Origin of the sequence: Variovorax gossypii (genome assembly GCF_003965815.1) — a bacterium.
In the GTDB taxonomy this organism is placed as follows: Bacteria; Pseudomonadota; Gammaproteobacteria; order Burkholderiales; family Burkholderiaceae_C; genus Variovorax; species Variovorax gossypii.
Map to the genome: position 1 here is coordinate 16,840 of NZ_RXOE01000010.1, position 16,763 is coordinate 33,602.

Consider the following 16,763-nt stretch of genomic DNA (forward strand, 5'->3'; position numbering starts at 1 on the left):
CCGCTAGAAATCCGCGCAGCCGTTGCGCTTCTCGGTGTCGACGCAGCTCGACAGGTTGGGCCGGGAGCGCACGCGCGACCATTCGCGCGCCAGCACGTCGCCGCCCTGCGTCGCGCGGTCGCCTTCCAGCGGCCCGGTGGCGAAGCAGATCGGCGGCGGGCCGATGTTGCGGTCGTACACCCAGGTGGCGGGCAGGTCGCGCAGCGTGTCGGGGCGCGGCAGGTCGGGCACGCCGCCCACGAAGAGGTTGCCCGGCACCACGTTGACCCTGTAGCCCTCTGCCGAGGTGAAGGCGCCGTTGATCGGGTACACGCCCGGCGGGCTGGCCTGCAGCGCGGGCGAGAACATGAAGCCCGCGAAGCCCGCGCCCGTGTCGCCCAGGATCAGCCCCGTCACGAGGTAGCTGAAGAGCGGGTTCGGATAGCCGAAGGGCCTGGTCGCATTGCCGATGAGCACCGTGGCCACCGGCTGCTGCGCGTAGATGAAGTGATTGGCGCCCGCGGGGATGCTCACCGCGCACAGGCCCGAGTAGGCGCAGTGGTACAGGTTGGGATAGATGCCCGACCCCGCGAGCCCGCCGCGCGTCTCGCCCACCCAGGTGTCGGCCCACACGCGCCACGGTGCGCCGGTGATGCTGTAGCCGCCGGTGTTCTGGAAGCGCGACCCCGCCACCAGGTCGGCTCCGCTGGTGCTGCTCACGTTGGTGCCCAGCAGCAAGTCGCCGCTCAGGGTGCGCACGAACACGGTGTCGGCCGCCATCGAGCCGGCCGACACGACCTGCGGCGCATTGCCCGCCGCGTCGTAGCCGGTGACGCTCACCGAACCCAGCTTGACGGTGTCGACGTCCACGTACCTGAATGCGCCGGCCGCGCCGCCGCCCAAGGTGTCGGCACTGACGTTGTTCGCCGCCTGGTCCAGCAGCACGCTGCCGCCGGTGGAGCGCGCCAGCAGCGTGCCGGCGGTGATCGGCGCGGCTGCCGTCTGCGTGATGTTGCCGCCGGAGATCAGCCCCACGGTCGAAGCCGTGAGCGCACCGCCGAGCTGGATGCCGCCGCCCCCGCCGGTGTTCTGCAGGGTCAGCGCGCCGGGCACGGTGAGCGGGCCCACCACGTTGATGCTGCCGGCGTGCGCGTTGCTGCCGGCCACGATGGTGGGCGCGTCGAGCCGCGTGAACTCGTCGGCCGACACCGCGAAGCCGTTGGCCGCAGTGCCGCCGAGCGTGATGGTGTTGGCCGTGCGGTCCGCCGCGTTGCCGGCCGCGTCCACGCCACCGGGGCGCAGGTTCAGCACGTTGCCGGCGCGCACAGTGCCGGTCAGCACCACCGCGTCGGTGCTGCCGTCGTTGCTCGCGCGCAGCACCACGTTGCGGTTGCCGTCGATGCGTCCGCCGGTGCCGAGGGTGATGCCCGTTCCGTTGGCCTGCGACTCGCCCGCCACGTCGATGTCGCCGACGCCCAGCGTGGTGACCAGCGCGTTGTTGGCGATCAGCACGCCGCCCGATGTGCCGCTCATGGCGCCCGGCGTCACGAGGCCGCGGATGCCGATGTTGCCGTCGACGCTGCGCACCGTGACGTTGCTGAGGTCGACGGCCTGCACGGCCAGCGGCCCGGTGCTCGGGTCCGTCACGCCGCTGCCGATGCCCACGATGGAGATGTCGCCGCTGGTGGTGAGGATCTGGCTGGGCCCGGTGCCCGCGCCGATGCGCACGCCAGTGCCGCCGGGTGCCGTGCCCGAGATCGACACGTCGCCGGTGCTGCTCTGGATGGTCGCGCCGCTCAGCTGCACGGTGGCGGTGAAGCCCGAGAAGGTGGGCGTGCCGCGCTTGCCCGTGATCTGCACCGAGCCGCCGGGGCCTGCGTCGCCCAGCGCAGTGGTCCGCGTATCGATCGTGGTGTTGGTAATGCCGATCGCCTGGTTGCCAGAGGGGCTGGTGTCGGCCGTCATCGTGACGTTGCCGCCGTTGGTGGCGATCTTCGCGCCGGTGAGGAAGATCGATCCGCCCTGCCCGCCCACGCCGGCGTTGAACACGACGTTGAGCGCGCCCGAGTTCGACTGGATCGAGTTGTTGCTGAAGGCGTTGATGTTGTGCGCCGCGTCGAGCTCGAAGGTGAGCGGCGTGGAGCCCTTGCTGCGCACGATGGCCGCGTCGGCCGCGAAGGTGATGTTGCCGTCGAAGGCGTTGCCGCCGGTGCCGGTGGTGATGGTGACGCTGGTGCCGCCGTCCAGCGCGTTGTTGATGTCGCCGTCCTGGATTGTCGAGTTCGCCAGCGGATCGAAGGGGTTGCCCGTGAGGCTGCCCGATGCGGTGCCGTGCGCGATGTTGACGTTGTAGGGGTCGATGGTCCACTTGCCCGCGGTGCCCACGGGCGCCGCGGCGTCCACGCGCAGGCCGGTCAGGTCGAAGTGCGCGGCGGAGGTCTCGATGTTGCCGCCGTTGCCTCCGCTCGCGCCGCCGCGCGCCGACAGGCTGCCGTAGCCGCGCAGCGTGTCGCCCGCGATCACGTTGATCGTGCCGCCGTTGCCGGAGGCAGATTTCGCATCGGCGCGCAGGCTGACCTGGTCGCTGATGGCGATGGTGTTGGTGGCGCGCACGTCGATGGTGCCGGACTGGCCCGCGCCGCCCGCGTCGACGGTGGTCACGTCGTCGAACGAATCGAGCACCAGCACGTTGCGCCCGGCGAGGCTGACGGTGCCGCCCGCGCCGGTGCTGCTCGACACATCGAGCACCGGCAGGAAGACGGTGCCCGAGGGCACGTCGCGCACGTTCACGCGCCCCACGCGCACGTCGCCGCCGCGCCCGTCGATCGCGATGCGCCCGCCCTCGGCGCGCACGGTGCCGCCGGCCTCCATCGCGAGTGCCACCGCCGATGCGTCGTCGCCGATGGTCGCGGCGCCGCCGTCCACCGTGAAGCTCTTGCCGCCCGCCGTGCCCGAGATCGATATGTCGCGCCCCTTGCCGGCCGTGATGCTGCCGCCGAAGATGGTCACGCCGTTGCCGGCGGCGTAGGCCACGCCGGCGCCGCCGTTGGCGGCCGATGCCGAGGTAAGGAAGGCGCTGTTCGCCGTGAGGCCCTGCATGTCGCCGCCGGTGCCGTCGATGGCCACGCGCCCGCCGGAGTCGATGGTCACGCCGCGCATCGAGATGCCGCCGACGTTGCTCGTCGTCACGTCGGGGAAGGAGCTGTCGACGAAGTCCACCGTGCCGCCGTACACCGCCGCGGGGTCGGTGGCGGTCCAGCTGCGCGAGCTGCCGGTGATGCTCACGTCGCCCGTGCCGGTGCGCAGCACCGTGCTGTTGCCCTCGGTGTTGTCGAGCAGCACGCCGCCCGCGCCGATGCCGCCCACGCCGGTGATGGCGATGTTGCCGCCGCCGGTGGTCAGGCTGGTGCCCGAGACCTGCACGCCGTCGGAGCTCACGTAGTAGCTCGGGTCGCCGGCCGAGGTGCTGGTGCCCTGCCCGCGCAGCGTGATGGAGCCGCTGCCGCCGCAGCTGCCGGAGGCCATCGCGCAAGTGTTCAGCGAGCTGTCGAACAGCGAGACGCCCGCGCGCCCGACATTCGGGCCGCCGTCGGTGGGCGCGATGCCGCCGACCGCGTAGCCGTTGGCCGCATCGCCCTGGCCGTAGAAGCGGATGTTGCCGCCGTTGGTGGCGATGCTCGCGTTGTTGAGCTCGATCACGCCGCCGTCGGAGCCGCCGGTCGCGTTGGCGTCGAAGTCGACGTGCAGCGCGCCGCTTTCCGAGCGGATCGACGAGCCGCTGGACATGCGGACGTCGCGCAGCGAGTCGACCGTGAGGCGCGCGTCGCGTCCCTCGGTCTTGACGATGCTCGCGTTGTCCTGGAACACCACGTCGTTCGACTCGCCGTCGTTGGATCCGGTGCGCAGCTTCACGTCGGTGGCGCGGCCCAGCGCGCTGCCGATGGCGGTGGAGCTCACGCGCGTGTCGGCCGTGTTCAGGCCGTAGTTGTCCGGGTCGTAGACAGGCACCGTGTTGTCCACGTTGAGCGTGCCCTTCGAGTCGACCACCCAGGTGCCGTTGGCGCCGCTCGCGCCGCCCGCCGCGTCGATCTGCGCGAGCTCCGTCACCTCGACCTGCCGGGCCGCGGTGGTGATGGTGCCGCCCGCGCCGCTGCCCGCGCCGCGCGCCTGGATCTGGCCGGAGACGTGCGTGTAGTCGGCGCTCAGGCCCACCGTGCCGCCCTGCCCGTTCGCGCCGGTGGCGTTGCTGCGCAGCGCCGAGTCGGGCGACATGCTCACTGCCGCGTTGCCCGTCACCTGGATGCTGCCGCCGTTGCTGCCGCTGGCGTCCGCCGTCAGCCCCGACAGGCGCACGTAGTCCGCGCTCGCGGTGATCGAGCCGCCGGCCACGCCGGCTTCGGAGCCGGTCGCGTCGATGGTGCCGCCCAGCAGCATCTCGTTGGTGCGCGCGGCCGACTGGCCGCCGTCGAGCACGATCTCGCCGTTGCGTGTGGACAGCGAGCGCGCACGGATCACGCCGGTCTGGCTCACCACCAGCTGGCGTGCGTCCACGTCGGCAGCGGCAGCCATCAGCACCACGCGGCCGCCGTCGGCCGTGACCTTGCCGGTGCTCGTGTTCATGAGCTGGGCGGTGGTGGTCTTGTCGGTGGCCTGCAGGTCGGCGAGCTTGAAGGTGGTCTGCCCGTCCAGCGGCACCTTGAATGTGGTGAGCCCGTCGCCGTCGAAGTCCAGGTTCATCGTGAGCTTGCTGGCCGACACCAGGCCCACCGAGCCGCGCGCGACGTTGATCTCGCCGTCGTTGCGCACCGAGCCGCCGACCAGCGCCACGGTGCCGCCCGGCGCGGCGGTGATCGACGCGCCCTGCTCCAGCCTCACCTGCGCCATGCTGTTGGCCGGCCCCACGAAGACCAGCTGCTCGCTCTTGTCGAAAGCCTTGTTCTCCGAGCCCGCCGGCATGAAATTGCTGTTGGCGATGTCCAGCGTGGACGCCACCAGCCCGCCCACGTTGACCGACGCACCGTTGCCGAACACGATGCCGCTCGGGTTGATGAGGAACACGCTGCCGCCCGGCAGGTTGGGGTTGCCGATCAGCGATGTCCTCAGCGTGCCGTCGATGCGCGAGGCCTGGATGGTGCCCCCGTCGCCCACCACGCGGTTGAGCAGCACCGCGCGCGTGCTCGGCTGCGCGATGTTGACCGTGCCGCCCGCGCCGATGGAGAAGGTCTGCCAGCTGGCGATGCCGCGCATCATCGGCTGGGTGATGCTCATGACGCTGCCGCTCTGCGTCATGGTGACGCCGCCGGCAATGGAGTTGAAGCCCGTGGGCAGCACCTGCGCCATGGCGGGCGCGGCTCCTGCGCAGATCAGCGACAGCGCGAGCGGGCGCAGTTGCAGCCGCCGTTGTGTGAATCGGTTGCGTTGCTTCATGGTCAGAACGCCTTGATGAGCTGCACGAAGAGGCGGGGGTTGCGCCCGCCTCCGTCTGTCTGCGCGGGCGGCGTGCCGGCACGCCAGGCCAGCGTCGCGTTGATCGAGAAATTGCCGGGTCGCGACCAGCTCAGGCCGATGCCGTAGCCGCGCAGGCTGTGGCTGTTGACGCCGTCATAGGGCGTCGGGTTGCGCACGATCTTTCCGTGCGCTGCGTCGTAGAAGAGGAAAGGCGTGAGCTCCTCGTTGAGCGACCAGCGCCATTCGACGGTGCCGATCACGCCCTGGTCCACCAGCAGTTCGCCCGAGGGGTAGGCGCGCACCGCGCGCGCGCCGCCGAGCGCGAGCTTCTCGGACGCGTCGAGGTTCTTGCTCGCCCACTGGCCGCCGATCGACAGGTACAGCGAATGGCGCGGCACGATGGCCTGCAGGCGCGAGAGCTGGAAGCTCAGCTTGGTGAAGCCGCCTTCGGTGCGGTGGCCGGTGATGCCCCTGTCGAAGTCGCGGCTCTCGGGGTCGCGGATGGAGAGGTTGCCGTGGTACAGCGTGCCGGAGCTGGCCCAGTAGCCGCCGCCCAGCAGCTCGTCGCGGCGCTCCCAGGTCCAGCCCAGGCTCAGGCCGTTGACGCGCTTCTTCGAGTTGTAGTCGGCCGCGCGCAGTTCGTCGGTGAGGTCTTTCACGTCCACGCCCAGGCGCAGGAAGAGGTTCTGCTGCCGCTGGCGGATCACCGGGTAGCTCAGCGAGAAGTCGAGCACGTTGGCCCGGCCGCGCGCGTCGAGGTCGGCGAACTGGCCTCCCAGCTCGTAGCTCACGCGCGACAGGCCCACGCCCGCGCGCAGCCCGCTGGTGCCGATGGGCGCCTCGTACGCGATGCGGCCGAACTGCAGTGCGTTGCTGTTGGAGACCATCAGGCGCATGTCGAGGTTGTCGCCGATGCCGAAGGGGCTGAGCCAGCGCGCGGTGCCGCCCACGCGGTAGCGGCCCGACTCCTTGGTGCCGTGGTTGTCGCCCTCGGCGGTGAAGGCCCAGCGCGGCGCGGCGGTCACTTCCACCGCGAGGTCGGTGGTGCCGGGCTGCGTGCCCTCCTGCAGGCCCGAGGACACCTTGACGCCGGGCTGGTCCGACAGCAGCAGCATCGCGCGCTCGTAGTCCGGCGCGCTCACGGCGGCACCGGGCTGCAGCGGCGCGAGGAAGCCGCGCACGCGCGACTCGGCAATGGGCGCATCGGGCGCGACCGTCACGTCGACCTTGCCGAGGCGGCCCTCGATCACGCTGATCTCGACGATGCCGTCGCGCACCGTCTGCACCGGCACCACGGCCTGCGCGAGGAAATAGCCTCGCTCCTTGTAGCGCGCCGTGATGGCCTTGGCGAGCTCTTCGAGATCGGACAGCGTCACGTCGCGGCCGATATAGGGGCCGGTGATGGCCTGCAGCTCCTCGTTGCTCAGCGCCTTCACGCCGTTCAGGCGCAGGTCGTTGAGCTTGAATGTCGCGCCGGCGGGTCCGCCCGTGTTGCGCGGCGGCGCGGGCAGGCTCTGCGGGGCTACGGCGCCGGTGGGCGCCTGCGCGATCGGGCGATCGCAGGCACCGCAGGGGTCCTTGGTGGGCAACAGCTCGGTGGCGTTGCCGTCCGCTTCGGCTGCGTGCGTGCGCTGGGCCGCGACGAGCAGCGTCGCGCTGACCAGGGCCGTGACCGCGAAGGCGATCGGCGTGGGACGTTGACGGACTTTCATTTCAACTCCCGACCGTTAAGCGCCAGTTGCCGATCAGGTTGAACGGCGCCCAGAAGAAGGGATGGGACATCTTGGGATCCTTCAGCACCGCGAGCTGCCCGGCCTGCATGGCCTTCTGGATGTCGCGGCCTTTTGAGAGCTCGCCGTAGAGCGTGCCCATGAGCACCGCGGTGGCGTCGTCGGACACCGGCCACAGCGACGCGATCAGGCTGGAGCTGCCGGCCGACAGGAACGAGCGCGTGAAGCCCAGCACCTCGTCGCCCTGCGCGATGCGCCCGAGGCCCGATTCGCAAGCCGAGAGCGTGACCAGCGCGGTGCCGTCCATCGGAAGCCCGAGGATCTCGTGCGCTTCCAGGAAATTCTGCTTGCCGCCTTCGTTGGCCAGCAGGATGCGCGAGTACAGCGGATCGACCGCGTCGGCTTCGGCGTGCGCCGCCACGTGCATCAGCGGCGAGCGCGCGGCCACGTCGCGGAACTGGGTCTTGGTGGCGGCCGCGCCCATGTACACGGCGTTGCGCGGGAACAGCCGCGCGAGCTGCTTCACCTCGGTCTCGGCACCGGGCAGGTCGTACTTGTCCTCGATGCGCGGATTGCCGAAGGCGGTGAGCGACGCGTTCACGCGCGGCGTGCGCTGCGCGAGCTGCACCGCGATGCTCATCGACGGCGCCACCGCCACCGGATGCGTCTCGATGATGTAGCGGCCGTCGAGCCGCAGCGCCTGGAACGGCAGGTAGTGCAGCGGCCCGTGCGGCACCACGACCAGCCGCTGCCCCGGCGCGAGGCCGAGCGGCCCGAGCAGCGCCGCGCCCAGCTTGTCGGCATTGGTGATGGCGGTGCGGCGGCCGCGCACGATCGAATTGCGGAAGGTCTCGACCAGCTCGTTGAGCTCGTCGCGCTTCACCGCCACCGTCTTCTCGGCGATGCTGCTGGGCCCCACCACCCACACCACGAGGCGGTCGGGCAGCGAATGGAACTGCACCACGCGCTCGTCGGCCGCCAGCGTGCGCTGCAGCGTGGCGAGGTCGACGGTGTTGGCGGCCTGCTCGTTGATCTTCGCGCGCCCGCGCACCGCGTCGAGCAGCGCGCGCGAACGGCTGTGCTCGCTCACCTCGAAGGCCTGGCGCGCATCGCCCGCGTCGCTGTAGATGGACACGCCGCGCTCGAACACCGTCTGCAGGTCCGAGAACAGGCCCATCTTGAATTCCTCGCTGCGGAACCTGGCGCGCACCTTGTCGACGTCGCCCAGCGCGCGGCCCACGGCCTCGGCCGCGGCCTGCTTCTGGCCCAGCGCGAGTTCGCTGCGCGCCACGCCGTCCCAGGCCCAGAGGCGGTAGTACTCGGTGTCTGCTCCCACCTGGCGCGCGGTGAGCGCGCGATACGCATCGCGCGCCTCGGCGGGCTTGTTCTCGGCCAGCAGCAGGCGGGCCCGGGTGCGATCGAGCTGCGCGGTGAGCGGCGCGTCCTTCGGCGGGGCCATGGTGCCGAGCACCTCGCGCGCCCGCGCCGGGTCACCCGATTCGATCAGCGCATTGACCAGCGATGCCTGCACCAGCGGCGCATAGCGCTGCGAGCTGTTGGCCAGCGCCTCGTCATAGCTGAGCACCGCGCCTGCATAGTCGCCGCGGCGCGAGCGCACGTCGCCGATCACCTTCTGCACGGGGCCGACCACCAGCTTGGGGTCGCGCGCCTGGTGCCTGAGCGCTTCGCGTGCGAACTCCTCGGCCTTCTCGAGCTGGCCCGAGTAGCTGTAGACGATGGCCAGGTCGCGATTGGCCATGGCCATCAGGTTGGGGTCGTTGGTGGCGTTGGCCAGGTGCAGCGCCTTGCTCGCGGCACGCACGCTCTGGCGAAACTCGCCCGCCTCGGCCAGCGCGACGGCCTGGCTGCAGTACTGGTAGCCCGAGAGCTTGACCGAGTCCTGCCCGTAGAGCACGGCGCCTTCGCTGGTGAGGGCCAGCAGGGTGTCGGTGTCCGCAAGGCGGGCCTGCTCCATCCTGCTGGCCGCGGCCTCGGCACTCGTCGCCTGCTGCTGCGCCGAAGCCACCGAGCCGTAGCCCGCGAGAAGAATGCATGTCAGACCGAGCGCGCCTGCGATTCCCGCACGACGACGTGCAGGGCGCTCCCATCCCCATCTCGAAAACCACGCCATTGGACCCCCGCGCGCGGCCCACGCATCCGCTTTGGCAGGATGCTCGACGTCGCGAAAGTGCGCGCCGTTCAGGCCTCGTGGGGGCGAAGTCTAGGAGTGGCCCTCTATGGCGCCTATTCGCAATACGGTCTAGCGCTAAAGGCTTAGAACCGGCCTCGCCGGCGGCCCTATGCCGGCACGGCGTCGATGTTCGCGCGGTCCCAGTGCCGGTGCTTCGCGATGGCCGCGACGAAGCGCAGCGCGATCTCCGTCGCGCCGGAGCTGTCGCCCAGGTTGGTGACCGGCGTCGCGGCCACCACCAGCCCCGCGGGCAGTTCGTCGGCCGGCGTGTCCTCGGCAATGCCGAGCGTGGACAGCAGCCGCACGCCCTCGCCCACCGTGCAGATGGCCTTGCAGTGCCTGTAGGCCTCCAGCACGAAGTGCACCGCGTCGCCGATGCCCGCCAGCGCGGCGGCGCAGTCCTCGCCGGCCGGCACCAGCACGGCGTCGAACATCACCGAAGGCGTGTTGGCGAAGGTCGCGTCCACGTCGATCTGGCGCTTCGAGGCGCTGGCGATGGTGCCCAGGCGCGGGCCCACCACCTTGCATTGCGCGCCGGCCTGCTCGAGCGCGTCGCGTATGGGCTTGAGCGAGGCGGAGTCGACGCCGTCGGCCGCGATGATCGCGATCCTGCGCGTGCGCACCGAGCCGTCGCCGGTGTCGGCCATGCTCAGCGCGGGCGACTCCTCGATGGGCAGCGCGATGCGATGGTCGCGAAAGCCCGCGCGTCCCGCCGCCGCCTTGGCATCGGGCTCGCCGATGCCCAGCGGCTCGGCCACGCGGCGGGCGAGCTTCTCGTCCACGTGCGCGAGGTTGTCGACCATGCGCTGGCGGATGGCCGGGACCTCCAGCTTCGACAGCTCGAAGCGGAAGGCCGCGACGATGTGCTCCTTCTCGGCCGCGCTCTGGCTCTCGAAGAACAGCCGCGCCTGCGTGAAGTGGTCGTCGAACGAAGCGCTGCGGCGGCGCACCTTGGGCGGATCGATCTCCTCGGGAAAGGACTGGAAGCCGTGGCTGCCGCCGTCCACGCGGAACTCGGTGCCGCTGCCCAGCGTGTTGGGCTCGTAGGCCACCTGGCCGCGCGCGATGGTCTGCCGGTGCATGCCGTCGCGCTGGAAGTTGTGGAAGGGGCACACGCCCTTGTTGATGGGCAGCTCGTGGAAGTTGGCGCCGCCCAGGCGCGAGATCTGCGTGTCGGTGTACGAGAAGAGGCGGCCCTGCAGCAGCGGGTCGTTCGTGAAGTCGATGCCGGGCACGAGGTGGCCCGGATGGAAGGCCACCTGCTCGGTCTCGGCGAAGAAGTTGTCGGGGTTGCGGTTGAGCACCAGCCGGCCGATCTTCTGCACCGGCACCATCTCTTCGGGAATGAGCTTGGTGGGGTCGAGCAGGTCGAAGCCCAGCGAGTGTTCCTTGTCCTGCGGAATCAGCTGCACGCCGAGCTCCCACTCGGGGAAGTCGCCGTTCTCGATGGCTTCCCACAGGTCGCGGCGGTGGAAGTCGGGGTCCTTGCCGGCGATCTTCTGCGCCTCGTCCCACGCGAGGCCGTGGATGCCGAGCTTCGGCTTCCAGTGGAACTTCACGAAGTGGCTCTCGCCGCGGCTGTTGACGAAGCGGAAGGTGTGCACGCCGAAGCCTTCCATCATGCGCAGGCTGCGCGGGATGGCGCGGTCGCTCATGGCCCACATCAGCATGTGGGTGCTCTCGGGCATCAGCGAGGCGAAGTCCCAGAACGTGTCGTGCGCGCTCGCGGCCTGCGGCATCTCGTGGTGCGGCTCGGGCTTGACGGCGTGGATGAGGTCGGGGAACTTCATGGCGTCCTGGATGAAGAACACCGGGATGTTGTTGCCCACGAGGTCGTAGTTGCCCTCGCGTGTGTAGAACTTGACGGCGAAACCGCGCACGTCGCGCACGGTGTCGGCCGAGCCGCGCGAGCCGGCCACGGTGGAGAAGCGCACGAACACGGGCGTCTTCGCGTCCGGGTCCTGCAGGAAGTCGGCGCAGGTGAACTGCGACATCGACTTGTAGACCTGGAAGAAGCCATGCGCCGCCGAGCCGCGCGCATGCACCGCGCGCTCCGGGATGCGCTCGTGGTCGAAGTGCGTGATCTTCTCTCGCAGGATGAAGTCTTCGAGCAGCGTGGGGCCGCGCACGCCCGCCTTCAGCGAGTTGTGGTTGTCCGGCAGCTGCAGGCCCTGGTTGGTGGTCAGGGTCGTCGGGTGCTCGACGGTGAACCCCTCGAGCTGCTGCTGCTTGGCGTTGCCTGCGTCGCCAGCCTTGACGGCGCTGGCGCGACGGCCGGCGGCGGCCTTGTTCTGGGGCGACATCGTGGACTTGCCGGAATCTTTCATTGGGTGGAGATGGGCGTTCAGCCCGTTTCGTTGCCGCCGTCGAGGAACATGTCGAGCACGTTGACCACGGCGATGAGACAGATGAGGCCCGCCACGGCGGCGATGGACCACACGAGGATTTCGTTGCCCCAGGAACTGGCGAACGAGTCGAAAAGCGATGCAAATTCCATCATTCCCTCCGGGTTTCACGCTGCCTGTCTTGCGCATGCCCTGCGCATGTCGCGGGCGAATCCGAAGGTTATGTCCGGCGCGGCTCCAGCCCCGTAGTGGCCGCCCTCCCGCCCCTGTGGGAGAGGGCGCGCGGACCGGGTAGGAGCCTGCCGACAGCCGCCCCGCAACAAGCCGCAATAAGCTGAAATCCGCGAGCAACATCGCGGCCCGACGCTCGCCGCTCCAACCACGATCGAGGAGTAAAAGTGTCGATTTCCGAATGCCGCCGCCCCGGGCAGGACCAGAACCGAAACCACAACCAGAATCACGACAACAGGCACGGCCACCACCTGGCCGACGACCTTCCGCTCATGGCGGCGCAGCTCGGCCTCCAGCGCCGCAGGGCGCTGGCATGGCTGGGCTCCGCGGCGGCGGCGGGACCGGCTCTCCTGCTGGGCGGCTGCGGTGGCGGAGGCGGCTCCGACGCAAGCGGCAGCCTCGCCGGGCTGGTGGCGGCCTCGGGCACCGCCTCGGCGACCACGGCCACGCCGACTACGTCGACTTCGAGCTCGGGCTCTTCCACGACCACCGGCAGCAGCACGAGCAGCTCCAGCAGCAGTTGCACCGCGCTGCCCGGCGAGACGGCGGGGCCGTATCCGGCGGACGGCACCAACAGCTCGTCGGGTTCGACCTCGGACATCCTCACCTCCAGCGGCATCGTGCGCAGCGACATCCGCAGCAGCTTCCTCGGCACCACCACGCAGGCCGGCGGCGTGCAGACGACGCTGACGCTCACTCTGCTGAACACATCCTCCAGCTGCGCGCCGCTGTCGGGCTACGCGATCTACCTCTGGCACTGCGACCGCGACGGCAACTACTCGCTGTACTCGGCGCCCACCGAGAGCTACCTGCGCGGCGTGCAGGTGACCGACAGCAACGGGCAGGTGACCTTCACGACGATCTTCCCAGGCTGCTATTCGGGTCGCTGGCCGCACATGCACTTCGAGGTGTTCCAGAGCCTCTCGACGGCCACGACCGGAAAGAACTCGATCCTGACCTCGCAGCTGGCGATGCCCAGCGCCGTGTGCGGCGCGGTGTACCCCTACGCCACGGGCTACACCAGCAGCGTCGCGAACTTCGCAGCGGTCAGCCTCTCCACCGACAACGTGTTCGGCGACAACACTTCGGCGCAGATCGCGGCGATGACGCCTGCCATGAGCGGCAGCGTCGCCGCCGGCTACACCGCGACGGCAACCATCGGCATCGCGCGCTGAGCGGAGCGAAGAAGGCCGGGACGGAGCACGGCGGCCGTCAGCCGGGCTTGTACCCGAGCAGCTTCATCGCGGCAGCGAGCCCCTTGCGGCTGCGCTCCATCGCGGCCCAGGGCTGGTTGCCGACCTCGAAGCGCTGCGCCGCATTCGCGACCGTCCATCGGTCCGGCCCTGGGAGCTCCGGAAGCTCGTCCCACGCCAGCGGCACCGAAACGCCCAGCCCCGGCCGCGCGCGCGCCGACCATGCGCTGACGGTGGTCGCGCCGAAGCCGTTGCGCAGGTAGTCGACGAAGATCCTGCCCACGCGGTTGCGCGGCCCGCTCTTGGCGACGAAGCGCGCCGGAATGGTCTGTGCGAGATGCGCCACCACGGCCTGCGAGAAGCCCTTGACAGTGTCCCAGTCGTACTGGCGGCGGACCGGCACCACCACGTGCAGCCCCTTGCCGCCGCTGGTCTTCAGGAACGATGGCAGACCCAGCTCGTCGAGCAGCGTGCGCACCAGCATCGCGGCCTCCTGGATCTGCGCCCACGCGACGCCTTCGCCGGGGTCGAGGTCGAAGGTCATGCGGTCGGGCTTGCCGATGGCGCGGGAGGTGGCGTTCCAGGTATGCAGCTCGATGACGTTCATCTGCGCCGCGCCGAGCAGGCCCGGCTTGGTGTCGATCTGCAGCAGCGGCTCGTGACCGGGGTCGAGCGCGGGGTCGAGCAGGCGCACGCCGGGTATCTCGCGCCCCTGCACGTGCTTCTGGAAGAACAGCTCGCCGCCCACGCCTTCCGGTGCGCGCACCAGCGACACCGGCCGCCCGCGCAGGTGCGGCAGCATGAGCTTCGCCACGCCGTCGTAATAGGCGGCGAGCTCGCCCTTGGTGATGCCGCTGTGCTCGTCGATCACGCGGTCGGCGTGGGTGATCTTCAGGGACATGGCCTTGCTTTTCCCTTCGCTGTTTGCGCTGCTTCTGCCGCTCTTCGTTGCCGGCGAGCTTGCCGACGCCTCGATCTCCCGCGTCCGCCGCGCATGCTCGCGCCGCACTTCGTCTGCGGGCTTGTCGCTGCGCAGGCCCTGGAACACGGCCTGGCGCACGCGGTTCTCGCGCGTCCATTCGCCGAACGATATCTCGGCCACCAGCGAGGGCCTGACCCACTGCGCCCTGACGCCGCGCGGCACGGGCTCAAAGGGGCAATCGTCGACGGCCAGCCGGTCGAGCTTCGCCTTGATGTCGGCGAGGCGGCCGGCGTCGAAGCCCGTGCCCACGTTGCCGCAGTAGCGCAGCCGCCCGCTGTCTTCGTCGTACACCCCGAGCAGCAGCGCCCCGAAGCCGGCGCGCGAGCCCTTGGGCGCGGTGTAGCCGCCGATCACGAATTCCTGGCGCTGCTGGTTCTTGAGCTTGATCCAGTCGGGCGAGCGGCGCGACACGTACGGCGAACCCTTGCGCTTGGCCACGATGCCCTCGAAGCCGATGCGCGCGGACGCCGCGAGCAGGTCGCGCGGCGCGGCCTCGAAGGCGTCGCTCAGGCGCAACGGCGACAACCGCCGGCCGGCGAGTACCGCGGCGAGCCTCGCGCGGCGCTGCTCGACCGGCAGCTCGCGCAGGTCTTCGCCATCCAGAGAGGGCGCGTCGAAGAGCCAGTAGACGATGGACGAGGTGGCGCCGCGGTCGAAGGCGTTCTGCAGCGCCTGGAAGTCGGGCGCGCCGTTGGGGCCGTCGACGGTGATCTCGCCGTCGAGCCAGGCCGAGCGCGTGCCCAGCTTCGAGATGGCCTCGACGAGCGCGGGCAGCTTCGCGCTCCAGTCGTGCCCGTTGCGGGTGAAGCAGCGGACCTTGCCCTTGTCGTCGATGCGCGCCAGCAGGCGGTAGCCGTCGAACTTGAGCTCGTAGAGCCAGTCGTGCGGCGACGACGGTGGCGAGGACGCGAGGGTGGCGAGCTGAGGCTCGAGGACGGCGGGCAGCGCGGCTTTCTCTTTCTTCTTCCTGGGTTCCTCTTTCTTCGCCGGCGTGCTGCTGTCTTTCGCCTTCGCCTTCTTCCTCGGCGCCTGCCCCACCTCGTCCACGCCGAGGCCGGTGATCACGCTGGCGGGCTCCTCCTCCACCACGTCGTAGTCGTCGAGCGCGCGCGCCTCGCCGTCGCGCTCCTTGATGAGCAGCCAGGGCTCGTGCGATTCGTCGCCCTTGCCGTGCATGCGCACCAGCGTCCAGTGGCCGTGCAGCTTCTCGCCGCGCAGCTCGAACTTGAGCTTGCCGGCCGCGAGCGCCTTGCGCGCGTCGCCGTCGGGCAGCCAGTCGCCGCGGTCCCAGACGATGACGGTGCCGGCGCCGTACTGCTTCGGCGGGATGGTGCCTTCGAAGTCGGCGTACGAGATGGGGTGGTCCTCGACGTGCACCGCCATGCGTTTCACGCCGGGGTCGAGGCATGGCCCCTTGGGCACCGCCCAGCTCTTGAGCGTGCCGTCGAGCTCCAGCCTGAAGTCGTAGTGCAGATGGCTCGCGTGGTGCTTCTGGATGACGAAGCCCAGCGTGCCCTTGCCGCGCCGGCCGCCGGCCTTGGGCTCCGGCGTGCGGGAGAAGTCGCGCTTGCCGTGGTAGCGCGCCAGCGACTTGCGCGCGGTGGATGACGAGGATGATGCTGTGCGTGCCATGGCGTGCGGTCCTCGACGGGCTCAGGCGGCGCGACGGTGGCGGGCCGGTGCCCTGCGCGCGGTGGCGGCGCTCTTCTTCGTGGCGGTACTGCGCTTCTTCGCAGCGGGCCGCCTGGGTCGCGGCTCTTCCTCTTCATCGGCGTCGGCTTCCTCGTCCTTCGACCTGCCCCCACTGCCACCCGCGCCCCCTTTGCGCAGGCTGCGCTTGAGCAGCTCGGTCAGGTCGATGACCTTGGCGCCGCGGCCTTCGCCAGCCTGCTCGCCTTCTTGCGGTTCGGGCTGGGTCACGGTCTCGGTCTGGCCGGCCTTCACCTTCCTGTCGACCAGCCGCAGGATCTCGTCCTTGAACTCGTCTCGGAATTCCTCCGGGTCCCAGTCGGCGCTCATGTCCTCGACCAGCTCCTTCGCCATCTCGAGCTCGCGCGGGCGCAGGCCGGCCTTCTTCGCGTCTTCGGAGGGTAGCGGCAGGTCGGTCCAGGGGCGGATGTCGGCGCCCCAGCGCAGCAGGTTCAGCACGAGGCCGGGGCCCACGGGCACCAGCGCCGCCAAGTGCTGCCTGGTCTGGATCACCACGCGGGCCACGCCCACGCGCCCGCTGCGCTGCAGGGTTTCGCGCAGCAGCGCGTACACCTTGGCGCCGCGGTTGATGGGCGCCACGTAGTAGGGCCGCTCGAGGTACACGAAGGGAATGCCGTTGGCCGGCACGAAGGTCTCGATCTCGATGGTCTGCGTGGTCTTCGGGTAGGCGGCGGCGATCTCCTTGTCGCTGAGCACGACGTACTCGCCGCTCTCGTACTCGATGCCCTTCACGATCTGCTCGCGCGCGATCTCCCTGCCGGTCTTCTTGTTGATGCGCTTGTAGCCGACCGGGTCCATGGTCCTCTTGTCGAGCCAGTCGAAATCGATGCCGTGGTCCACGGTGGCCGAGTAGAGCGCCACGGGAATGTGGACGAGGCCGAAGCTGATGGCGCCCTTCCACAGGACGCGCGGCGCGGGTGCTTTCTTCGAGACGGGCATGGGTTGCACACTCCT

Annotated in this window: 8 protein-coding genes; 1 reads left to right on the top strand and 7 read right to left on the bottom strand. The window is 70.2% G+C overall.

Features of this window, described 5'->3' with window-relative positions:
* Positions 1-3 precede the first annotated feature (3 nt).
* The 5 genes from EJP69_RS26435 to EJP69_RS29585 form a co-directional block, all read right to left on the bottom strand.
* The gene (locus EJP69_RS26435; RefSeq protein WP_126473252.1) at positions 4-5,406 is read right to left on the bottom strand and encodes a filamentous hemagglutinin N-terminal domain-containing protein; all 5,403 of its coding nucleotides are present in this window, start codon (positions 5,404-5,406) and stop codon (positions 4-6) included.
* A 2-nt stretch (positions 5,407-5,408) separates the two neighbouring features.
* Positions 5,409-7,139, bottom strand: coding sequence for a ShlB/FhaC/HecB family hemolysin secretion/activation protein (locus EJP69_RS26440; protein ID WP_126473254.1), 1,731 nt, complete (start codon positions 7,137-7,139; stop codon positions 5,409-5,411).
* A 1-nt stretch (position 7,140) separates the two neighbouring features.
* Positions 7,141-9,183 carry a CHAT domain-containing protein gene (locus EJP69_RS26445; RefSeq protein WP_240652293.1) on the bottom strand — a complete coding sequence of 681 codons (2,043 nt, stop codon included), beginning with the start codon at positions 9,181-9,183 and terminating at the stop codon, positions 7,141-7,143.
* A 272-nt stretch (positions 9,184-9,455) separates the two neighbouring features.
* The gene (locus tag EJP69_RS26450; RefSeq protein ID WP_240652302.1) at positions 9,456-11,651 is read right to left on the bottom strand and encodes a catalase; all 2,196 of its coding nucleotides are present in this window, start codon (positions 11,649-11,651) and stop codon (positions 9,456-9,458) included.
* Between the two features lie 41 nt (positions 11,652-11,692).
* Positions 11,693-11,845: a hypothetical protein gene (locus tag EJP69_RS29585; RefSeq protein ID WP_170217237.1), complete on the bottom strand. Its 153-nt coding sequence runs from the start codon at positions 11,843-11,845 to the stop codon at positions 11,693-11,695.
* A 246-nt stretch (positions 11,846-12,091) separates the two neighbouring features.
* On the opposite strand from EJP69_RS29585, the gene EJP69_RS26455 reads away from it, so the two are divergent.
* Positions 12,092-13,099, top strand: coding sequence for a dioxygenase family protein (locus EJP69_RS26455; protein WP_338067663.1), 1,008 nt, complete (start codon positions 12,092-12,094; stop codon positions 13,097-13,099).
* Positions 13,100-13,136: 37 nt separating this feature from the next.
* Here the strand turns inward: EJP69_RS26455 and ligD are convergent, their stop codons facing one another.
* Together ligD and ku are read right to left on the bottom strand one after the other, a co-directional pair.
* Positions 13,137-15,731, bottom strand: a complete 2,595-nt coding sequence (ligD, locus tag EJP69_RS26460) for a DNA ligase D (protein WP_126473260.1) — start codon at positions 15,729-15,731, stop codon at positions 13,137-13,139.
* A 21-nt stretch (positions 15,732-15,752) separates the two neighbouring features.
* On the bottom strand, positions 15,753-16,748 hold the full coding sequence (gene ku / locus EJP69_RS26465; protein WP_093301681.1) for a non-homologous end joining protein Ku: 996 nt from the start codon (positions 16,746-16,748) through the stop codon (positions 15,753-15,755).
* Positions 16,749-16,763: the final 15 nt, after the last annotated feature.

Excerpts from the sequence above, each read along its gene's own strand:
- EJP69_RS26450 (WP_240652302.1), bottom strand. The coding sequence starts at position 11,651 with ATGTCGCCCCAGAACAAGGCCGCCGCCGGCCGTCGCGCCAGCGCCGTC.
- EJP69_RS29585 (WP_170217237.1), bottom strand. The coding sequence starts at position 11,845 with ATGGAATTTGCATCGCTTTTCGACTCGTTCGCCAGTTCCTGGGGCAAC.
- EJP69_RS26440 (WP_126473254.1), bottom strand. The coding sequence starts at position 7,139 with ATGAAAGTCCGTCAACGTCCCACGCCGATCGCCTTCGCGGTCACGGCC.
- EJP69_RS26435 (WP_126473252.1), bottom strand. The coding sequence starts at position 5,406 with ATGAAGCAACGCAACCGATTCACACAACGGCGGCTGCAACTGCGCCCG.
- ligD (WP_126473260.1), bottom strand. The coding sequence starts at position 15,731 with ATGGCACGCACAGCATCATCCTCGTCATCCACCGCGCGCAAGTCGCTG.
- ku (WP_093301681.1), bottom strand. The coding sequence starts at position 16,748 with ATGCCCGTCTCGAAGAAAGCACCCGCGCCGCGCGTCCTGTGGAAGGGC.